10 protein-coding genes and 2 pseudogenes are annotated in these 21,532 nt (G+C 72.1%); 2 read left to right on the top strand and 10 right to left on the bottom strand.

The window, feature by feature from the left end:
- Nucleotides 1-27: 27 nt before the first annotated feature.
- The 3 genes from ACN20G_RS26530 to ACN20G_RS26520 all read right to left on the bottom strand — a co-directional run bounded on the left by ACN20G_RS26530 (nt 28) and on the right by ACN20G_RS26520 (nt 3,181).
- On the bottom strand, nt 28-1,272 hold the full coding sequence (locus tag ACN20G_RS26530) for a wax ester/triacylglycerol synthase domain-containing protein (RefSeq protein WP_424215720.1): 1,245 nt from the start codon (nt 1,270-1,272) through the stop codon (nt 28-30).
- Nucleotides 1,273-1,342: 70 nt separating this feature from the next.
- Entirely contained in the window at nt 1,343-2,413 is a 1,071-nt protein-coding gene (locus ACN20G_RS26525) for a terpene synthase family protein (RefSeq protein WP_424215719.1), read from the bottom strand.
- Between the two features lie 357 nt (nt 2,414-2,770).
- Entirely contained in the window at nt 2,771-3,181 is a 411-nt protein-coding gene (locus ACN20G_RS26520; RefSeq protein WP_424215718.1) for a RidA family protein, read from the bottom strand.
- Nucleotides 3,182-3,432: 251 nt separating this feature from the next.
- Between ACN20G_RS26520 and ACN20G_RS26515 the strand changes: the two genes are divergently transcribed.
- Complete coding sequence (locus ACN20G_RS26515) at nt 3,433-6,834, top strand: hypothetical protein (RefSeq protein ID WP_424215717.1); 3,402 nt, start codon at nt 3,433-3,435, stop codon at nt 6,832-6,834.
- Between the two features lie 71 nt (nt 6,835-6,905).
- Here ACN20G_RS26515 and hypE read toward each other — a convergent pair whose 3' ends face one another.
- The 4 genes and pseudogenes from hypE to hypF form a co-directional block, all read right to left on the bottom strand.
- The gene (hypE, locus tag ACN20G_RS26510; protein WP_424215716.1) at nt 6,906-7,982 is read right to left on the bottom strand and encodes a hydrogenase expression/formation protein HypE; all 1,077 of its coding nucleotides are present in this window, start codon (nt 7,980-7,982) and stop codon (nt 6,906-6,908) included.
- Nucleotides 7,975-9,099: pseudogene (gene hypD, locus ACN20G_RS26505) on the bottom strand (hydrogenase formation protein HypD). Before hypD ends, hypE begins: the two are co-directional and overlap by 8 nt.
- On the bottom strand, nt 9,096-9,362 hold the full coding sequence (locus ACN20G_RS26500; protein ID WP_424215715.1) for a HypC/HybG/HupF family hydrogenase formation chaperone: 267 nt from the start codon (nt 9,360-9,362) through the stop codon (nt 9,096-9,098). The pseudogene hypD and the gene ACN20G_RS26500 overlap by 4 nt, the downstream one beginning before the upstream one ends.
- Nucleotides 9,363-9,373: 11 nt before the next feature.
- Nucleotides 9,374-11,721 (bottom strand): annotated as a pseudogene (gene hypF, locus ACN20G_RS26495) (carbamoyltransferase HypF).
- A 483-nt stretch (nt 11,722-12,204) separates the two neighbouring features.
- Here hypF and ACN20G_RS26490 point away from each other — a divergent pair.
- Nucleotides 12,205-14,040, top strand: coding sequence for a serine/threonine-protein kinase (locus tag ACN20G_RS26490; protein ID WP_424215714.1), 1,836 nt, complete (start codon nt 12,205-12,207; stop codon nt 14,038-14,040).
- A 620-nt stretch (nt 14,041-14,660) separates the two neighbouring features.
- Here ACN20G_RS26490 and ACN20G_RS26485 read toward each other — a convergent pair.
- The 3 genes from ACN20G_RS26485 to ACN20G_RS26475 all read right to left on the bottom strand — a co-directional run bounded on the left by ACN20G_RS26485 (nt 14,661) and on the right by ACN20G_RS26475 (nt 20,751).
- Nucleotides 14,661-19,112, bottom strand: a complete 4,452-nt coding sequence (locus ACN20G_RS26485; protein ID WP_424215713.1) for a hypothetical protein — start codon at nt 19,110-19,112, stop codon at nt 14,661-14,663.
- A gap of 4 nt (nt 19,113-19,116) precedes the next feature.
- Nucleotides 19,117-19,962 (bottom strand): hypothetical protein, encoded by an 846-nt coding sequence (locus tag ACN20G_RS26480; protein WP_424215712.1) that lies wholly within the window; start codon nt 19,960-19,962, stop codon nt 19,117-19,119.
- 342 nt (nt 19,963-20,304) lie between these two features.
- On the bottom strand, nt 20,305-20,751 hold the full coding sequence (locus tag ACN20G_RS26475) for a hypothetical protein (RefSeq protein ID WP_424215711.1): 447 nt from the start codon (nt 20,749-20,751) through the stop codon (nt 20,305-20,307).
- Nucleotides 20,752-21,532: the final 781 nt, after the last annotated feature.

Genomic DNA, 21,532 nt, shown 5'->3' with positions numbered 1-21,532 from the left:
GCACCTCCGGAGGTTTCGCCGCCTCTGTCAGCGTGGGGATCGTGCGAGGTCGTGGGCGTGGCGTTGCCAGTCGTCGTGGAGGGTGTGCATGGCCGGCAGAGCGGGGTCGGTGACGAACAGGGCCGAGGATCGGCCCTGGTAGGTGTAGAGGAGAACCGCGGCGGGTGCCCCGTGGGGCAGCAGCACGAGTGGGTCCACCGCCACCACCGGCCGGTCCTGCCAGGCCAGGGCGTGGCGGTACATGACGTGGGAGCAGAAGACGGCGCCGCGTTCGGGTGCCAGGAGCATCCGCATCGAATGGTGCGTCACCCGCCGGGGAGCGCCGGTCACGAGGGTGCTCGACGCCGCCCGGTGAGGGGCGGATTTCAGGGCGGCGGTCGCGCGGACGGCGGCTCGCAGGTACTGCTCGGGCGGGCAGTGGGGGCCGGGCAGCACGACGCGGCTGCCCAGGGTCCGGTTGCCGGGGGCAGCGGCCTGCGCGGGGGCCCGGATGTTCATGGCGACGGTCAGCGGGAAGGTCGACAGGTCGGCGTGTGCGGCGTGGGTGCCGCTCCAGTCGGCGAAGGTCTGCCCCACGCAGGCGACGTAGGCGTCGTTGGCGGTGCCCGCGTGGCGGCGTGCGGCGGAACGCAGGACGGCGGTGTCGACGTCCGCCCAGGCCAGGGTCCGTCGTGTGGAGTGCGGGTGGAGGGGGTGGGGCCACAGGTCGGTCCTGGCGGTCGAGCGGGCCATGAGGCGCGCCGCCGTCGCGAGGTGGCGCAGCGAGGGCCTCCGCCCGTCGGCGAGGGTCCGGATCACGCCGGAGGAGTCCTCGTGTGCCGGTGGCCGCGGGGTGAACAGCGTTTCGACGGTGTGGGCCACACCGCCGCCGTCCTGCAGGCCGTGATGACACCGGTACAGCAGCGCCCAGGCGTCCGGGGTGTGGCCGTGGTAGACGGTCAGCTCCCAGCGGGGCCCGTTCTCGGGGAAGGGGGCCTGGCCGCGGGCGCGCGTGGCGGCCCGGACGGCCGTCGGCCCGTCCGCGGGCAGGTGTTCCTCGCGTACGTGCGAGCGCAGGTCCGGTGCCCGATGTTCCCATCGGGCGTCCAGCCCTTCGCCCCGGAGCACGGTCGTCAGGGCGGGGAGCAGCGGCAGTCGTTCGGCGACGTGGGCGCGGAGCCCGGCGAGGGTGGGCCTGGCGCCCCGCAGGTGAAGGAGGGCGCCGACGGTGAGTCCCGGCTGTTCGTGGACGAGGAGGTCCAGGGGCGCGGGACGGGAAAGCCTGTCACTCATGGCCTCTCCTGCCGAGTGCGGTGTGGTGCGGTGCGGGGCGCGGCGATGCGGGGTGCCGGCGGTTCGACGGCTACTGATAGCGGTCGGAGGTGGCGCAGAAGTCGTAGCCGCCCCGCATGAGCTGCCGTAGCCCGCCGACGTAGCGGTAGAGCGGCTCGCGTTCCGCGACGGGCAGGCCGGAGACGTCCAGGTGGCGGGGCAGCCGGTGCTCCCAGAGCAGGAAGGAATCGGTGTGCCGGCGAATGCCCGCGTGGATGCGACGCAGCGCCTCCTCACGTGTGAGGTTGTCCTGCCGCTGCAGGACGAGGACGAAGTTGTGCTGGTCACCCGCGGCCTCCTCCTTGCTCAGGGACTGGACGTCCTGGGTGACGCTGACCACCCTGGTGGTGACATGCCGCATGGCCCGCAACGGCGGCGAGTCCAGCAGGGCGGGAGGGATCTCGAACCCGCCGAGTCTCTCGATCGCGTCCATTTCGAGCCGGACCGCTCCGGTCAGGTCCCGCAGGGACAGATACGGGGCGGCCCGGAGCATCCGGCCGGTCCGGCGGTGCTCGCAGCGCGTGCGGTAGGAACCGAACCAGTCGGCCCAGTTCCCGCCGGTGCGGGCGATGAACCGGGCGGACATGCCCTGGCACCATCGGCTCCAGATGTCGGTGAACGCGATCACGTGGGGATCCGGCGCGAACGCCGGGCGCGGCCGGCCGGCCCCCGTCACCGACTCCGTCACCGACTCCGTCAGGACGGACGTCAGCGACGCGAAGAACCGCTCGGCACGGCCCGGGTCGTGCAGAAAACCGGGATCGTCGGGCAGGTCGCTCCACACGGCCCACCAGGACACCCAGTCGCCGATCAGATCCAAGCCCTCGCTGTCGGCGTCCGGGTAGTTCAGGCAGGCGAAACGGCTCATGTCGTGAAGGTCGTGACGCTCCAGCGCGGTCTTCCTGTCGGCCAGGCCCACGTGCTGCACCCACCAGCGGCTGTGCGCCGCGACACGCCGTGTCTGGGCACTGCTGCGCGAGGGGAACGGCATGTCGAACGGCCAGGCCCGCAGATCCCCGGGCGCCACCGGCGGTCCGGCCACGGGTACCGCGTCCTCGCCCGGGTTTCCCGGTTCGAAGCCCGTCTCGACGTCCCTGCTCATGAGCTTTCCCGCCTCTCCGTACCGTCGACCACACCGGCGGGGACTCCGCCGCCGATGGCGCCCGGCCCCCTTCGACGAGCCGGACGCGTTCCTGCCCGGTCTCGGAGTCGAAGCCGCGGCGTCCCGGACAGTTCCGGACGCGGGCGGGGCAGGCGTTCTCACAGGTCAACGATGGTCTGGCGCCCCTCTGGCCACAAGGCGCACCGGGATCGCTCCCCTCCGTAAACGGCTCGGAAGGCGGACTCGCTCCCGTACCCCGCGCCCTGGCGCGAAGGAGCCGCGAGGGAGGCGCCCGAGCGCGACGGCCGCGGCCTCCTCCGGGAGCGCGCGCCGGCGGAATCGGCCGGCTCCACCCCCTCAGGAATCGAGTACGGCGGCCACGGCCTCGATCTCGACGAGTTGGTCGTCATAACCGAGCACGGTGACTCCCAGCAGGGTGCTGGGGACGTCGTGATCGCCGAACGCGTCCCGCACCACCCGCCAGGCGGTCACCAGGTCCTCCCGCCGGTTCGACGCGACGAGGACCCGGGTGCTGACGACGTCCCGGAGCGAGGCCCCGGCGGCGGCCAGGGCCGTCTCCATGTTCTCGACCGCCTTCGCCGCCTGACCGGCGTAGTCCCCGACCGCCGCCGTGGACCCGTCCTCGTGCAAGGGGCAGGCCCCGGCGAGGAACACCAAGCGCGCCTCGGGTGACACCGAGGCCGCGTAGGCGTACTCGGCAACGTCGGACAGGGCGGTGGAGCGGATCAGGGTGACTGCTCGGGCCACGGTCGTCGGGGCCTTTCTTCCGGTGTACGAGGGGCGGGACGCGGACGGGGACAGTCTGCCTCTGCCCCGCCGGAGGCGCCTCCGAAATACGCGTCCCCTCGGCGAACCCCTCTACCCGCCCACGGGGTTGGGGAGCGGATCTGTGGACAGCGCGCAGCCGGCGGCCGAGGCGGCCGGCCCCGCTCGCGCACCGCCGTACCCCGGGTCACCCCGGTGACCGGCCCTGCCCGTCCACCGGGCACAATTCCCATATGACCGTTTCTTCCCCGCGTGCCGTCGACACCCTGCTCGCCTCCCTCGAACCCCTCTCCCACCCCGCGCGCATCACGGCACTGGTCGCGCACGTACGTCGGAACGTGCCCGCCGGGGAACTGCGGGCCCTGCTCGACGAACTGGCCGCGCGGGGCGGTCACGGGAGGTCGCTCGCCGTGGTGGCGGCCGGAGTGGGCGGGGACCACGTCTGGCTGGGGGCGAGGTTGGCCGATCCCGACCCGTGCGTGCGAGCACAGGTCCTGAGCGTCGCCGGTGGAGGCGCGATCCCGGACACGGCCTTCGAGGCCGCGCTGCGGGACGCGTCCGGCACGGTCCGACGACAGGTGTGGCGGGCCGTCGTGCGCCGGCGCCGCACCGCCCTCGCCGACCGGCTGATCGGGCCGGCCCGCGAGAACTGGGGCGACACGGAGGCCGCCGGACTGCTGGCCGGCTGTTCGCCGGAGACGGCCACCCGGCTGCTGCCGGAGCTGTTCCACGCGGTGAGGGGCTGGCGCATGCTCGCCAAACGACACCCCGAGCCGCTCCACGAGGTCCTGGAACACGAACTGGCCGCGGCGCCCGCCGCGACGTACGACGCTCGATGGCGCGAACTGGAGAACCCGGCCGCGGCGCTCGCCGTCGTGCGCCCCGGACGGGTCCTCGACCTGCTGGAGAGGTTCCCGCCCGAGGACCTGCCGCGGAAACTGCGCTCCCGGTTGCCCGCCCTCGCGGCCGTCGCCCCCGGCCCGGTGCTGCGGCTGCTTCTTCACCGGGCGCGCACGCGGGGCCCGTTCGGGCCCGGGATGCCCGAGGGGGCGACCCTGGAACGACTGCTGCGGTCCGGCGCTCCGGAGGTCGCCGACTACCTGCGGGTCCTCGCGGGCGGCATCCACCTGGGGGAAGCCCTGCGTGCCCTGCCTCCCGGCGACCGCCTCGCCGCCCACCGGCGGGCCACCGCCGGACGCCGCACCGGCCACCTCCTCGACGAGGAGCTGCTCGCCCTGCTGCCGCGCGCCGCGGCGATCGAGGCGGCGCGGGGGATGGCGGCCGCCATCCGGGAGCAGGGGGCGTCCGAGTCGTTCGCGCTGCGGGCCGAGGCGTTCCTCCCCGCGCCCGAGGTCCGCGAGCGGCTGCTGCGAGCGACCCGCGTCCCGGACGCCGACGACCGCGAGAGCGCCTGGAAACTGTTGGCGGACAACGCCCGTCACACCGCCGACCCGGACGCGGTCCTCGCCGTCGTGACGGACATGGCACGGCTCGCCAACGAACAGGACCCGGTCCGCCGGGGTGCCCTGGAGGCCCTCGCCGAGGTGCCTGCCCGGCTGTTCACGGCCGCGTCGGTCCCGCACCTGGAGCGGATCCTCGTCGACGCCCTCGAATCACGGGACTGTTCCGCCGAGACCCGCTCCGCCCTCACCCGCCTCGCCCTGGCGGCGCTCGGTCGGGGTTCCGCCGCCGAGGAGGTCGCCGATTGGGCCACCGGAGCCCTCCTCCGGGTGCAGAGGGTTTCGCAGGAGTCGACACCCGGGTACCCGGGGTACGTCGGACACGGGCGCGAGCGACCGCTGACGGGCCGCGAGCACGAGGCGTTCACGGCCCTGCGCCCCCTTTTCGAACAGCGCGCGGAACAGGGCGAGTTCGCGCCCGTGGTGACGTTCGCCGAGGCGGCGGGCCGACGCGCGGGGGAGATGCCCGAACTTCAGGAGATGCTCTGGCGAGCTGCCCGGGAAGGCGCGGAGCCGGAGATGCGCCGCCGGGCCGTCGAACGGTGGCTGGAGGCACCCGCGACCCGCGAGGAACGTGTCGGACGACTCCTCGCGCACGAGCCGTCCGCCGCCGCGCTCCCGATCGTCCGTACCATCCTGGTCCGCCGGCGGACCGATCTGTTGGCGCACGTGCTCGGCGAGCGGCCGCCCGCCGGTCCCTTCCTCTCCCCGGCGGACCCGTGGACGCCGCCGGTCGGCCGCTGGGTCCGACGCTGGACCCGAGGCCAACAGATCGCCGCCGAGCGCCGACTGTCGGCACTCGTCGAGGACGATTCCCTGCCGATGGACCGGCGGGTGCGCGCACTGGAGGCCATCGCTCACATCCCCGACACGGGCGCACCGGCCCTCCTCCACTGGGCGCACTCCGGCGACGTGCCCCTCGTCGAGGCGGCCCTGACCGCGCTCGCCCACACCGACGACCCTTCCGGGGCCCTGCCCACCCTGCTCGCCCACACGGCCGGCGACCGGGCGCGCGTGGCCGTGCCCGCCGTCGTCCGGGCCTCCCCGGAGATCGGGCCGCACCGGCTCGAAACCCTGCTGCGGGACATGCTGCGGGCACCGGAAACCCGGCTGACCGCGCGAAAGGCGGCGGTACGGGTGGCGGCGCTGCGCCTGCCGATCCCCGTCGCCGCCGCGCTGGTCGCCGAAGAGTACGCCCGGGAAGACGCCCACCGGGACCTGAGGGTCGCGTGCGTGACGGCGGCCACCGGGCTGCTCTCCGACGAACGGGCCTGGTCCGTGCTCGGTGACGCGGCGACGCGCGATCGCGACCTCCGGCGCGCGGTGCCCAGGGTACGACCGGAGTGGCTCGCCGCCCCGCACCGCGCCCGCTACGCCGCCCTCGTCGCCGACACGTACCGGACCCCGGGACGGGAGCCGCACGCCGACGCCCCGGAGTACCTGAATCTGGGCCGGTGGTCGCCCTGGTTGGCGGAGGCCACCGACGTGCTCGTACACGCCGCGGCGGACGTGACACCGGGCGGGCCCGGGGTGTACGCGACGGCCGGCCTCGTCCTGGCGGCCCACCACCCCGCCTCGGCCACGGCTCCGGCCCGCGTGATGGCCCTCCTGGTCGCCGCCGATCGCGACCCGCGCACCGACGACGCGGGCGAGCACCGCGACCGTCCCGCGCGACGCCGTGTCGAGGACCTGCTGCGTCAATTCCTGAACGCCGCCGTCGACAGCCCCGCCGCGATCCGACCGGCGGCCCTCGCCGCGGCGGAGGTCCTCCTGGATCACGAGGACTTCCGCCGCCAGGCCCTGGAACTGCTGGCCGAACACACGGACCTCGACGTCCCCGAAGAACACCTGGCCCGCACCCTGTTCCGCCTCGCTTCCCTCCACGAGGACCGTCCCGTCCTCACCCTCGACACCCTCGGCATCCTGCGAGACCGCCGCATGCAGACCCTGGACCTGCTGCGGGCCGGCGCCGAGCGCGAGGTCCTCGCCGTGGCCGCCCGACTCGCCCGACACGGCGGCCACGCCGAGGGCATGATCGCGACGGCCCTCGTCGCCGGTCTGGGACGCCGCACCGGCTGGCCGGAACCCACCCGCGCAGCCCTGCGCGAACTGCGCCGCCACCCCGTCCCGGACGTGCGGGACACGGCCCTCACCCACTGGACCACACACGGCTGAACACGCGCGAGGTCCCCGCCCGACGCCGAACCCGATCCGGGCGACGCGTCTTGGCCGGGCGGGGCGTTCTGTCAGCAGATGCGCAGGAGTTGTTCACCCAGCGGCATGTCGAGCACCCGCGTACCGCCCAGGCCGGTACGGGCGATGACCATGCCGGGGTGGTCTTCGACGCATTCGCCGATCACGGCCGCGCCGGAGCCCAGTGGGTGGGCGCGCATCGCCGCCGGCACGGCGTCGGCGTGTTCGCGCGGCACGAACGCGACGAGCTTGCCCTCGTTGGCCACGTACAGCGGGTCCAGGCCGAGCATCGCGCAGGCGTTGGCGACGATCGGAGGAACGGGGACGGCTCTCTCGGTGATCTCCACGCCGACACGGGCGGCGCCGGCGATCTCGTTCAACGCGGCGTTGAGCCCGCCGCGGGTGGGGTCGCGCAGTACGTGCAGATCCGGGGTGACCGTGAGCATGGCCTCGACGAGACCGCCGAGCGCGGCACAGTCGCTGCGGATCTCGACATCGAATTCGAGGCCCTCGCGCACGCTCATGACGGCCACGCCGTGCATCCCGATGTCACCGCTGACGATCACCACGTCGCCCGGGACGGCGCGTTGCGGCTGGATGTCGACGCCCGCGGGGATCAGCCCGATGCCGGCGGTGTTGAGGTGGACGCCGTCGCCGTGACCGGTCTCGACGACCTTGGTGTCGCCGGTGGCGACCTCGACCCCGGCGGCGCGGGCGGCGTCGCCGAGCGCCTGGGCCACCTGCGCGAGGAGCGACATGTCGAGGCCCTCCTCGAGGATGAAGCCGACGGACAGGTACGCCGCGTGGGCCCCGCTCATCGCGAGGTCGTTGACCGTGCCGTTGACCGCGAGGTCCCCGATGCTGCCGCCGGGGAAGAACAGGGGGCGGACCACGAACGAGTCCGTGGAGAAGGCGAGCCTGGCCCCGCCGAGGTCGACCACGGCCGAATCGGCCAGACCGGCCAGGACCGGGCCGCCGAACGCCGGGGCGAAGACGTGCCGGACGAGTTCGGCGGACAGCACCCCGCCACCGCCGTGACCCGTCACGATCTTGGGGTGGTCGCGCAGCGGCACCGGGCAGGCCCAGCCGGAGAGATCGGGTGCCGCGTGGGCGTCGATGCGGTCAGGCAACGGGGCTCGCCTCCTTGGGCGTGGACGGTCCGTCGAGCCGGCGGTACAGGTGGTACGCGGCGCAGGCGCCCTCACTGGAGACCATCGGGGCACCCAACGGCCGGCGGGGGGTACAGGTGGTGCCGAAGGCCGAGCACTCATCGGGTTTGATCAGCCCCTGGAGCACCTCGCCTCCCCGACGCTCGGCCGGTTCGCGGGTGGAGATGCCGCTCACGTCGAACCGGTACTCGGCGTCGTGGTCGCGGTAGCGCGGGGAGAGCCGCCGGCCGCTGTCGGGGATGACACCGATGCCGCGCCACTTCCGGTCGGTGACCTCGAACACGTCGGCGAGCATGGCCTTGGCCGCCGGGTTGCCCTCCGGACGGACGGCGCGGGCGTAGGCGTTGTCGACGGTGTGCTCGCCGCGTTCGAGTTGGACGAGCGTGCGGCGGATGCTCTCGAGCAGGTCCAGCGGTTCGAAACCGGAGACGACGATGGGGACCCGGTGGCGTTCGGCGAGCACCCGGTACTCGCCGATGCCCATCACGCTGCACACGTGGCCCGCCGCGAGGAACCCCTGTACCCGGCAGTCGGGTGCCTGCTTGATCGCCTCGATGGCGGGCGGCACACGCATGTGCGAGACCAGCAGGCTGAAGTTGTGGATGTTCCGGCGCCTGGCCTGGTGGACGGCCATGGCGTTCGGCGCGGCCGTGGTCTCGGAGCCGATCGCGAAGAAGACCACCTGGCGGTCCGGGTTGTCCCGGGCGATCTTGAGCGCGTCGAGTGGGGAGTAGACCACCCGCACGTCGCCACCGTCGCTCCGCACCCGGAACAGGTCGCGGTCGGTGCCGGGCACCCGAAGCATGTCGCCGAACGAGCAGAAGATCACCCCGGGCAGGGCCGCGATCGCCAGCGCCTTGTCGATGCTCTCCAAGGGCGTGACACACACCGGGCATCCGGGACCGTGAATCAACTCGACCTATGGAGGCATGAGTTGATCTATTCCGTTGCGGACGATGGTGTGCGTCTGGCCACCGCACACCGCCATGACCGCCCACGGGCGGGTCACCATCGCCCGGATCCGGTCCAGGATGAGACGGCCCAGGTCCGGATTGGCGAATTCCTCCACGTACTTCACGTCGCCGCCTCCTGCCACGGGTCGCCGAATTCCTTCCGGACGAGACCGAGCTCCTCGAACACGGCGAGGGTGTGCCGGGCGGACTCCTCGTCGAGGCGCTGTATCGCGAAGCCCACGTGCACGATGGCGAACTCGTCCACCCGCAGGTCCGGGAGGTACTCGATGCACACTTCCTTGACGACACCGCCGAAATCGACGAGGGCCATGCGGATGCCGTCACGCGTCATGATCTCGGTCACTTGGGCCGGTAGTGCCAGGCACACGGGGGTCTCCTTCAATGCGGCCGGTGAGCGGTGGACGGGGGTGGGGTGTGGGCGGCCACCACGAGCCGGCCGAGCACGAGTCCGCCGTCGTTGGGCGGGACACGGCGGTGGCGCAGCACGGTGAAACTGCCGGCGCGCAGCGCCTGAGCGCACGCCGACGACAGGAGGGCGTTGGCGAACACGCCGCCCGTCAGGGCGACCGTGCTCAACCCGTACCGCTCCCGCGCCCACACGCAGACGCGGAGAACGAGATCGGCCACCGCCTCGTGGAAACTGGCCGCGATCACGGGAACGGGGACGCCGCACCTCAGATCGGCCGACGCGGCGGTGAGGACCGGGCCGGGGTCCGCGACAAGCGGCCCCCGGCCGGCCTCGGCCGGTCGCAGCGCGAACGCGTAGCCCGGCGCGGGCGCCGGCGCCGCTCCCACGGCCGCGGCCTCGAGCTCGATGGCGGCCTGCGCCTCGTAGCTCGCCCGGTGGCAGATGCCGACCAACGACGAGAACGCGTCGAACAGCCGGCCGGTGCTCGACGTCGGCACACAGCCCAGCCCGCGTTCCAACTGACGAGCGAAGACGCGCGTTTCCTCCGCCGGACAGGCCGCCACCGGCGGCAGGTCGGCCGACCACGGCAGACCCGCCGCCGCCAGGTGCGCCAAAGCCATCCGGTACGGCCGGGCGACCGCGCTGTCACCGCCGGCCAGCGGGACGTACCGCAGGTGTGCCAGGCGCCGGTAGCCCGTGTAGTCGGTCAGCAGGAACTCGCCGCCCCACACCGCGCCGTCGTCACCGTAGCCGGTGCCGTCGAACGCGACACCGATCACCGGTTCCGCACCGGTCAAGCCGTGCTCGGCCATCGCCGCGGCGATGTGCGCGTGATGGTGCTGTACGGCCGCGACCCGCCGACCCGCCCCGTCGCGCCGCGCCCAGGCGGTGGAACGGTAGCCGGGATGACGGTCCGCGGCCAGGACCTCGGGCCGCACGCCGGTCACCGCCGTCAAGTGCTCCACCGCGCGCTCGAACGAGGTCAGGGTGGCCAGGTCGTCCATGTCGCCCACGTGAGCGGAGAGCCACGCGAGGTGTCCCTCGCCCACCGCGAAGGTGTTCTTCAGATCCCCGCCCACCGCCAGAATCGCCGGGATCTGCGCCGGCAACCGGATCGGCGACGGCGCCCACCCCCGTGAACGGCGCACGAACACGGGCTCGTCATCGACGACCCGCACCACCGAGTCCTCGCACGGCACGTGGATCGCACGATCGTGGGCCAGCCAGGCGTCCACGAGCGGAGCCGGCCGGGTCAGCGCCTGCTCGTCGTCCGTCACGATCGGCTCACCGGCCACGTTCGCGCTGGTCACGACGAGCAACGTCGGACCGGGCGGGTCCCCCTCCAGCCCCAGGAGGAGATGGTGCACGGGCGAGTACGGCAGCAGGAACCCCAGGTCCGGGCTGCCCGGCGCGACCTCGGGCGCGAGCCCGACCGCCCCCGGCCGCCGGCGCAGCAGCACGATCGGCCGGGCGGCGCCGGTGAGCAGCTCGCGTTCCCGGGGGCTCGGACGCGCGTGCCGCTCGATGTCCGCGAGAGCGCGCGCCATCACCGCGAAGGGTTTGTCACCGCGGGCCTTGCGTGCGCGCAGGAGCGCCACCGCGTCGGAGTTGCCCGCGTCGCACACCAGGTGATAGCCGCCCAGGCCCTTGACCGCGAGGATCACGCCGTCCGCGAGCATGCGCCGGGCCTCGACCACCGGGTCGGCGCCGCGGTTCGATCCGGGTCCGATCAGCCGCAGGCGCGGACCGCACGCGTGGCACGCGACCGGTTGCGCGTGAAACCGGCGGTCGGCGGGATCTCCGTACTCCCGGGCACAGTCCGCGCACATGGGGAACCGGGCCATGGGCGTGTGGCCCGGTCGTAGGGCAAGGCGGTGACGATGGTGAAGCGGGGACCGCAGTCGACACACGTGATGAACGGATGCCGGTGCCGGCGATCGCCCGCGTCGGAGAGTTCGGCGAGGCAGTTCGCGCAGGTGGCCACGTCCGGTGGGATCAAGGTCCGGCCCGAACCGCCGACCGACGACGCCAGGATCGTGAAGCCGACCGTCCCGTCGACGGGCAACTCCCGGGCGACGACGGAGTCCACCTCGGCCGGCGGCGGGGCGTCGGCGGCTATCCGGCGCCGGAACTCCGCCACGGCGCCCGACGGCCCCTCTACCTCGACGACCACCCCGGAACCCGTGTTGACGACATGACCGGCCGGCCCGAGCCTCCCGGCGAGGACGAACACGAACGGACGAAACCCGACCCCCTGGAACACGCCCCGGACCGTGACGCGCAGCCGGGAGAGGACCGCCTCCCGACTGGTCGTCAAGACCCGCCCCCGGCCGCCCCACGAGCGCGCGCCCACTCGCGGGCCCGCTCCCCGGCGGGCTCACGGTGGTCACGAGGAACGGAACCGGGCGTGCCGATTCTCCGGCTTCGAGCCATGTGTTCCGCCTCCAGCGCCGGGGCGCGCGACGATCCACGCCACTGTGTACGGGGCCGATCACTCAACGTGCCCGATCCGGGCGATGCCCAGTGTCGACGCCGACTCACATGATCACAAGCGGTCCGAGACGCATCAGGCCAAAACACGTCGCCCATCCGGCCAAACGACCCCGCACGACGACAAAGCACCCACACACGAATCCCGGAGCCAACGAGATCACCACGACCACCCCGACCGGTACCGGGCCGGGGCGGGAACCTCGGACACGTTCCGGACGTCCTTCGGGGGCAGGCGTGCGAACGCGTCGACGTGCTCGCACGGTGCTGTGCGTACGAGACGGGGAGTGTCATGCGGACAGGTGATCGGTTGGCAGGTCGATACGAGCTGATGGCGTTGCTGGGGCGCGGAGGCATGGGCGAGGTCTGGCGGGCCCGCGATCTGCGGTCCGACCGGCGGGTGGCGGTGAAACTCCTGCTGACGGAGGCCGGTGGCGAGGAGGCGGTGGCACGATTTCGACGTGAGGCCACGATCGGCTCCCGCGTGCGGCATCCGGGAGTCGTGGCGGTCCACGACGCGGGCCAGGACGCGGGCCGGCTGTACATCGTGATGGAACTCCTGGAGGGCTCGGACCTGAGCGCCGTCCTTGCCGGGAGACCAGCCGGTCTGCCGCTTCCGGAAGTCCTCGACCTGGCCGTCCGGATCGCCGAGGTACTGGCCGCCGCGCACGAGGAGGGCATCGTCCACCGGGACCTCAAGCCCGCGAACCTCTTCCGGCAGACCGACGGCACGGTGAAGATCTGCGATTTCGGCATCGCGCGCACCAGGGAGTCGACCGTCGGCCTGACCGTGACCGGACGCCCCTTCGGGACACCCGCGTACATGGCCCCCGAGCAGTGGCGCGGCGTGCATGTCGACACCCGTTGCGACCTGTACGCCCTGGGCTGCGTGTTGTACGCGCTGCTCACGGGCTCCCCGCCCTACAGCGGGGACTATTACGTCCTGATGCGCCGCCACGCCGAGGACACAGCCCCCTCCCTGCAAACGCTGCGGCCGGAAGTCTCCTTCGAGCTCGACCGGCTCGTGGCCGCGTTGCTCCAGAAGGATCCCGCGCGCCGGCCGGACTCGGCGCGGGCGGTCGCCGCGGTGCTGTGCCGTGTGCGCGACCTGCCGGGCGGGGTCGCCCCCATGGTCGAGACACCCGGGGGACACCACGTGGAGGGGCCACTGGTCGCGTGGCTCCTGGCCCGCGTCAGGACCTCAACCGACCTCATGCGTCTGTCCCAGGCCGCCGTCCACGCACACGTGGTGAGTCCCGCGCTCGCCCTTGAACTGGTGGAACTCGCGGAGACCCGACTGTGGGAGTTGGAGCCCGCGGCGGAGTTCATGCTCGCACTCGACTGGCTGTGTACGACCTGGACACCGATGGCGCCACGGCGGGTCGCGAGCTTGATCGCGGCTGCCGAGGAACGCTTCGGACACATCGAGTGGGTCGCCGGCAAGATGCCCGGGCTTCTGGTCGCGATCGACCCGCACCGCGCCGCCGCGGCGGCGCGACGCCTGCCTCCCGGGATCGACCGGGATCGGGCCTGGACCTCTCTGGCCCGCAGTACGCGGGATCCGAGGATCTCCCTTCTCTGGTTGGCGAACATCACCGACCCGGTCGAACGCGAGAAAGCCCGGATCGAGGTCGCCCTCAACGCCTCGGACACCGACATGGCCGAGGCCATGCGGATCCTCTCCGGACTCACCCGGCGATGGTCGGCCATCGTGGCCCTCGCGGACCTGGGATACCGCAGGGCCACCCGATATTCGGATCCCGTCGGCGCCCGCCCCTTCGTGGAGCGAGCCCGCCGAGAGGCGAGCTCCTACGCCCCCGAGTCGGACCCGCCCGAGGAATCCGGGAGCGTGCGGATCCGACTGGCCCTCTCGGAAGCCGACCAGTGGATCACGATCCGGGAACGACAAGGTCCCCGCGGAGCCCGGCCCTCGGCCACCGGAGGCGGCACCCCCCTCGACGGAACCACCGCTCGCGCACGTGGATCGGCGATCCCCGACACCCCCGACGGCGCTCACCAACTCGTCGATCTGGCCGTGGAATGTCTCGGGGGACACCGCGCCGGCCGATTCGGCAACGAACTCCTCAACCTCGTCAGCCCCCGAGCGCCAATCCCTCCCCAAGACACCGACACGATCACCTCCTGAACACAGCGAGAGCTCCACCACGCCCAACCCCGCCCCGCCCCCTGCCCCCGGCCCCGGGGGTCTCGCCGGGGCGGACGGGGCCGGCGGGAACCTGGATGACGACCGCCTCGTCCTCAGAGCGCGCGAGCGCACGACCCCAGCCGGGCACGTGACGGCCTGGAGAGGACAACCCGGCGAGTCGGTGGGACGACTTCCTCCACGACGACGTCGACTCTCTCACCGACCTCGAAGTACTCGGTGGGGCGCGCCCCAGGGCGGCCGTGGGTCTCTCCATGGGGGCCGGCCCGGTGACCCCGTCCCCGAGGCGGACGACGATGCCGAAGGGATGCACTCGCGCAACCGTCCCGCGGCGCTCTTGGCCCCTCACGGCACGGTCGGCGAAGGCCGGCGCACCTCGACACCCGGCTGCGTGATGACCGAGGCGAACTCTTGGCGGCCGTCGAACGGAAGCGCGGCGTGGGAGCCTTCTGCGCTTTGTGACACCAATCTCTCCCATGCCACCGTCGAGCGTCGTCAGCCGTTGGCATCGGAATCCCCCGCAGGGGCGAACGTGCCGATACCCGAGATCGCCGGAACGGACCGGATGCCGACGACCTTCGGTCCCGCGAAGCCGCAGCTCCCTACCCACACGAGGGTTCGTCCGAGTCGATCGTGTCCGTCGGCTCGACGTCCAGGACGAGGACTTCGCGGTCGGCGACAACCACCAGTGCTCCTTCGGGGTCGAATGTGAGGTCGACGATCGGGAACGGGGTCGGGAAGGTGTCGAGTAGGGACCCGGTGCGCAAATCTCGAATTTCGATCAGCTGCCGGTCGACCGAGGTCACCATGGCCACGAGCGGTTCGCCTGTGGTCGCGCAGGCCATGAGCTTCACCGACCCGGCCGTGTCGAAGGAGCTGATGCACTCTCCGTCGTCGAGGTCGATGACAGTCAGACGCCCGTCCGCGTGTGCCACCACGGCGTGCAGCACCCCGTCGACGAAGGTGCTGTCCACGTGGACAACGCCCGCAGTGTGGGGCAGGTGGTGTTCGGATCGCCGTTTGCGTGTGTGCAGGTCCCATTCGTCGAGTACGTGTGCCTGCTCGTCATCCGTCGTAGGGGCGTGTCGAACGGTGAGGAGAGTGGAGGAGGTGCCCGGCACCGAGGTGTGGAGCACCGTCGTGAGGCCCAAGGGGAACCTGCCGCACTCCTGGTTGTTCGTGATGTCCCAGAGCACGGCATCGTGTAGTCGGTCTTCTCGCAGGTTGTTCCGGATCTCCGTGTGGACGGCGATGGTCCGTCCGTCGTCCTCCGTCACCCCCAGCAGCTTGGCGCCGGCCACCCCGTTCAATTCCCTTCTGGTGCGCGTGACGGTGTCCCACGCCTGGAATTCGCGCTCCGAGCCACGATGGTCACCCCCCATCGTGACCACGAAGATCGGCGCCCCTGACAACGGCCGGGTCAGGGCGACCTCGCGTACGGGCCACCCGTGCCCGGGGATGTCGTGCAGTACGCGGCCATCCCGCAGGTCCCATAGTTTGATCTGGCCTGTGTGCATGCCGTCGCCCCAGTCCTCGCCACCGACGGTCACGGCCACGGAGGTGCCGTCGAGGCTGCCGGCGGTGACGGCCGTGATCTGGAACATCGGGTTCTCGATCGGCTTGGAGAGGTCGGGCAGCTCACGCAGGTCCCACACCAGAGTGTGGTGGGGGCCGGGGGTCACGGCCACCGGGACACCGTCGACCTCGGCACAGTGGACCGCGTCGATCGTCCTCACCGAAGGCAGGGGGATCTCGCGGGGACGGCCTGTGGCCAGCTCCCACACCGAGACCCGGCCGTCGGTCGCTGCGACCGAAAAGCCGCGGGATTCGCACGTGACCAGCAGGACCACGCCGTCGACGACGAGACAGGCCAGATCCTCCACGGTGGTGAAGGGAACGATCGGGGTCGGGATCTCCTCGAATGTTCGCAGGTTCCACACCTGAACGTCCTCCTTTGTCGCCGTCACCGCAACCGGGGTGCCGTCCAACATTGCACAGGCGACGGCGCGGACCCCGCTGCCCAGTTCGGCCCGCGGATTCCCCGTCCGCAGGTCCCAGACCCTGGAGGGCCGCCGCCTCGCCAGAGAGCCCTCCGGGACCGTCACGACGACGGGATCACCGTCGATCTCGGTGCACACGAGTTTCTTGATCGCCTCGTCGCGCTCACCGCCGGGTTGCAGGGTCCGGATCAGGCGGCCGGTCCGCAGGTCCCACACCGTCAACCGGTCGTCGGTGGAGGTCACGGCGACCGGGACCCCGTCGATTGTCGTGTGAGCCAGAGCCGCTTCGAAGCCGCCCTCGTTCCCGGTCCGAAGGGCCCGCAGAGGGCGTCCGGTCCGCAGGTCCCACACACGGATCCTGCCGCTGCGCGGCGCCTGCGACAGGACGATCGGCTCACCGTCGATCGACCCGCAAACCAGCTTGACCCTGCCCTGGTAGGCAGAGTTCGGACCGGAGCCCAAGACGGTCCTGACCCGCCCGGTCGCCAGGTCGATGACCGAAATCCGGCCACTGACGGTGGCGTTCGCCACCAGGACGACGGCCCCGTCGACCTCACCACAGGCAACCTCGGAGGACCCTGCCGCGAGGGCCGAGTACAGGAACGGGTTCAACGTGCCCCCGGTCCCCCAGCGCGGTCGGACCAAGAGCCCGTTGTCCAGCGCCCGGGCCAGGTCGGTCACCCTGTATCGGGCGGCGTCGAGGGCCAGGAGCCGCCGGCGGTGTGCGGCGGACGCCGTTCGGTGGGCCGTGGCGGAGGCCGTGTACACGGCCCGGGCGAGACGGGCGGACGGGCTTTGCGTGTGAGGCAGTGCGGGCAACAGCGTGTCGGGGTCGGCGTGGACCAGGTACTCCGCGTCCCGCACGAGTTGGTCGATTCGTCCTGCGGCCACGGCGTGCGTGGCCAGATGGCGCAACGCGTACGGGTGGGCGCGCGACCAGTCCCGAGACGTGTCGGCGAGGTAGGGGACGTCGCCGAGAACCTCGACGAACGCCCGTTGTACCGTTTGCGTATCGGGGCCGCCTGCACGCAACTGATCGACCAATGACTGGTGGTACAAGCGGTACACGGACCGCCCCTCCTCCTGCGATTCGACCACGTAGGCGCCGGCGTGGTCCTGCAACCACTCCACATCGGCATCCGTGTAGGCCCGTCCTGACAGTGCGGAGGCCAGAGGTGCCCACACCGCGCCCCAAGGCAGCCCTTGGCCCAGCGCGTGGGCCAGCGGTCGCAGGAGGTCCTCGGCGCGTTGCGCGTCCGTGCCGAGCCTGCCATCGAGGTCCGACCGCATGGCGGGACCGGCCAGGGACGGGAGGGACCGGACCCAGCGGGCGTCGGCAGGGTCGGCGACCGCGTCTCCGGCGGCCAGGGTCAGGGCGACGATCCGGGCGACGAGGTAGGAGCCGGCCGCCGCGCGAACGACGGCCTGTGCGACGGCCCGCGTGTGCGCAGGTCGGGCCGATCGATAGGGGCTGGCCTGGTGTCCGTCGAGCAGGCAGCGGATGGTGTGGCGCAGCAGGCCGTCGGAGTCCGCGTACCGCGGGGCGGCGAGGTCGAGTACACGGGGTGCCGGCCAGTCGCCCGCCCGGTCGTAGAGCCCTTGGCCACCGCCCGGTTGCAACAGGGGCAGGAGGTGGGGTCGGGTCCCGACGAGCATGCGTACGGGCGGGGCGGAGCCCCGGGTCGCGGTGGCCAGCAGAGGACGCAACAGGCGGCTCGCGAGATCGTGGGGGTCGGCGGCCTCGTCCAGGGCGTCGAGGAGCAGGGTGAAGGGGCGGCCGGTGCGGTTCAGGCGGGCGCGCAGCGCGGTGATCACACCCGCGGTGTCGTCCCCGTCGGTGCCCAACGCGGCCGCGACGCCGGAGCAGACCTGCCGGGTGGTCAGGCCGCCCGCGTAGAGGGCCACGTCCACGGATCCCGCCGGCGGCACGGCTGCCGGGGGCAGGCCGATGGCATCGATGGGCACCGACCTTCTGTGTGCGGACCCGCCGAGGGCGGCCACGACACCGAGGAGGGCGGTTTTCCCGACACCCGGGCCGGCGGTGACGACGAGGGACGGTTGAGTGCCGTCGGAGGACAGCCAGCGGGTGATTTTCGTGAGGGCGGTGTGTCTGCCGGTGAACCACCAGGCGCCGGGGTTCGCGGTTCTCGTGGAGGTGGCTCTGCCGGGGGTGGGCGTGCCGGGAACGGAGGGGAGCGTGCCTTGGGCGCTCGGCAGGAACCGGGTGTGGAATTCCTCGTCGCGGCGGGCTGCCTCCGAATCCCAGTCGATGGCTTGCTGCAGACGCAGATCGAGACGGGCTTCGTCCGGGCGGTGCCGGGGGTTGGGCAGGAAGGCGGGGAGCGGCCCGCCCAATCCGATCGCGGTCCAGGCGGTGTGCTGGTGGGCGGGGCGTGCGGGGTTGGCGTTCATGGTGCCGACGACGGTTCCGAGATCCAGCGTGGTCGGGATCCGTCCGGCCGTGGACGGCGCGTGGACCGCCTCGGCGAGCAACCGGGGGAAGGCGCCCGGGCGCGCCATCTCGAACGGCCGGGTGGAGGTGACGACGACCATTCCGTTGTCGCCCGTTCCGTTCCAGTCGCGCACCATGCCGCTGAGCGCGGCTGTCGCCGCCTGGTTCCCGCCGGTTCCGGAGTAACAGGTGTCGAGGATGAGAAGGAGCCTGCGCAACGGGGTGTCCATCAGCAGGGCTTCCGCCATCCGGACAGTGGGCAGGTGGAACTCCTCGTCGGTGGGGTCGGCGTCGGCGGCGAGCAGGACGTGGCGGCCGTTCTCCAGGATCTGCCCATGGCAGCTGAGGTAGAACACGAGGTGGTCCTCGGCCCGGATCTGCTGCCTGCACAGGGCACGCAGTCCCCGGGTCAGGTCCGCCTCGGTCGGGTCGAGACCCGGGGCCGGCAGCAGGGTGTAGCCGAAGGTCCCGGTGAAGAGGTCGACGATGTCCGCCCGCGCACCCTCCAGCGCCGGCAGGTGACGCGTGACGGCGGCGGCGACCAGTAGCCTCCGCCCACTCGTGTCGGAGGGGTCCGGGACGGTTCCGGCACGAGTCGTCAAGCGGTCACCGGAGGCCGGTGGCAATGGCCTCGCCCGTCCGCCGCTCCGTCAGATAGGGCCGAATGTCGTGGACGTGGGCCCCGTTGTGGGTGCGGACGTTGCGGACCCGGGGCCCGAACCGAGGCCGGAGATCCTTCTCCAGCGCGACGATGTCGCCGTGGTCGGCCAGGTTCGTCCAGGTCAGATCCTTCCCTCCGGGCCAGGCGCCGATGCCGTCCGGGCCTGGCGGCGGGAGCAGCCGGTCGAAGATCAGGTTGCGGATCCCCAGCGGTGATCCCACGGTGACGAAAGCGCGAACCTTGTGGCGGATCCGGGTCGCACACAACGCCTCGTAGGCCACCACCGAGCCGAGCGAATGCGCCACCACCACCTCCACATCCTCGGTCAACAGATCCGAAACACGCCTGCGTGCCCTGATCCGGATCGCGGGATCGAGCATGTAGCCACTGACCTGTTTCAGGTCGCCGACCATGCGCCGCAGCGTCAGCTCGGCCATGAACGGAGAGGCCGCCAGGGCGCGCAGGGCTGTGTGCGCCATGCGCCCTTGGCCGACCAGAACGTCGGCCCCGGGGGCGACCACGGCGGGGTCGGCCTCCGCCGCGGCCGCCCACCAGGCCGCGAGCAACTCGGTCTCGAAACCCTCGGCCACGTCCGAGGCGCGATAAAAGGGCTCGCCGGGAGCCAGGAACTCCCCGGGCGGACGAAACAGATCGCCGTAGAACGCCATCCCCACATCGCCGTCCCCCAGACGCCCCTTGGCGCCCGCACGAGTGAGCCCGTCCCGCAGGGCCGGGAGCCACTCCGCGAGCAGGTCCTCCTCACCCCGCGTCTGCTGCGCTATGCCGTGCACACAAAGGACCCGCAACCTGCCCCCTTCGGTCACCGGCGAGCCTGCCGGACCACTGCAGCGTAAGCGCCGTGCTTCAGAGCCGCCCCCCTTTTCGCCGAGCGAACGGTCGATGTGGGCAAGGTGTGTCGAACCACCGGCTCCATGACGAGTCGGCTGCTCCGGGCTCGCTCCTGGCCCCAGATGAAATCGAGCGGGTGTGCCTGTCGTCGGCCCAGTCGGCGATGCTGATCAGCGGAGCTTCGAAGGCCTCACCGATGCCCAGGCGGAGCCGTGACCCGCCCATGGAGCGGCCCGCACTGGCCCTGCGGCATCGAGGAGCCACGGACCTCACACATCAGGACATCAGAGGTGTTCGACCTTGAACAGCCTCAGGGTGATCGGGCCGTCCACGTCCGGGTGCAGGTACACCTCCTGTGAACTCACCGTCCAGAGCTGGAAGTCGCCCGGGCCCGGCCGTCCCTCGGTGCGGTCGGATTCCAGGTACACGAAATTCGACGGCGTGGGATTCCAGGTCCCGCCGAACTCCCCGAGTGGCAGGGCGCGCCCCGCCCTGGACACCTGATCCTGGGAGAGGCCGACCGCGGAGAACCGGCCGTTGGTGTCCAGACGGATCTCCGCACCCGTGTCGTCGTTCCGATAGACCCCGGGCAGACCGGCAGCGTCGACGTGCACCGCCCCCGGACCGAAACACCCCGACACGAACACGGCCGTCAACGCGACCAGACCGGCGACGGCGACGCCACGTCGGCCCGCGCCCCGTACCTGCTTGCTCCCGACCTGAGTTTCCATGCGTCTCTCCCCCCGGACGGGACGGCGAGGTCGCCACCCCACCCCTATTTGAACATGCTCAAAAGGAGTCGGTGGCATGCCCCCGTCACGAAGAGATCAAGGCCACACGCGCCCCGAACACGCCTGCTCGGCGGCGCGCTCAAGGCATCCACCGACGGGATCGCACCGGATCGAAGGAGCGTCGAGGCTCCATTGGGTGCAGGCGATGACGTGTCGAGTCACGGACGCGGCCGGGCCGGCCGCCGCTGGTCGTCTCCTCGCGAGGGATGACTTCGGCGGTGACGACGCGGGCACCGGCATCGAGGTGAAACAGGACGTCCGGACACGGGACGATTCGCCAACGAACTCACCCGGCGGGTCGCGGCCTCGTGGCCCGTCCCGCCACTTCGTCCCGATAAGCCCCGCGGAGCCCCGAGGCCGGTGGCTCCCTCACTCCAACAGGACCCATCCACCCCCCTCACCACCGCAGCGGCCGACGGTCGGCTCCCGTCAGGGGCGACGTCGTCAGCCTTGTCCCCGGTGTTCCACGGTTCGGGCCCATCGCCCCGCCCCACTCATCCAGCGGATCCTCGCCGTCGAGGACGGCCTCGAGATCGGCAACCCCGACCCGCCGTCATAACCTCAAGCAGACCGAGGAGACCTGCTTCACTCACGCCCTCCGTGTCCTGGAGCATCTCAACTCGGCCTCCTGACCCACCCGCCGATGCGGCAGCGGCCGGGAACCCACACCGCCGGCACCCGCCCCGCACCCCGGCGCTCCTTTCCTCCGGCATCCGCCGCG

Origin of the sequence: Streptomyces dryopteridis, assembly GCF_049606955.1 — a bacterium.
Taxonomy (GTDB): domain Bacteria; phylum Actinomycetota; class Actinomycetes; order Streptomycetales; family Streptomycetaceae; genus Streptomyces.
The sequence above is the reverse complement of the archived record's forward strand: the minus strand, read 5'-3'. Positions and strand labels throughout refer to the sequence as shown.

Excerpts from the sequence above, each read along its gene's own strand:
- ACN20G_RS26530 (WP_424215720.1), bottom strand. The coding sequence starts at position 1,272 with ATGAGTGACAGGCTTTCCCGTCCCGCGCCCCTGGACCTCCTCGTCCAC.
- ACN20G_RS26525 (WP_424215719.1), bottom strand. The coding sequence starts at position 2,413 with ATGAGCAGGGACGTCGAGACGGGCTTCGAACCGGGAAACCCGGGCGAG.
- ACN20G_RS26515 (WP_424215717.1), top strand. The coding sequence starts at position 3,433 with ATGACCGTTTCTTCCCCGCGTGCCGTCGACACCCTGCTCGCCTCCCTC.
- ACN20G_RS26475 (WP_424215711.1), bottom strand. The coding sequence starts at position 20,751 with ATGGAAACTCAGGTCGGGAGCAAGCAGGTACGGGGCGCGGGCCGACGT.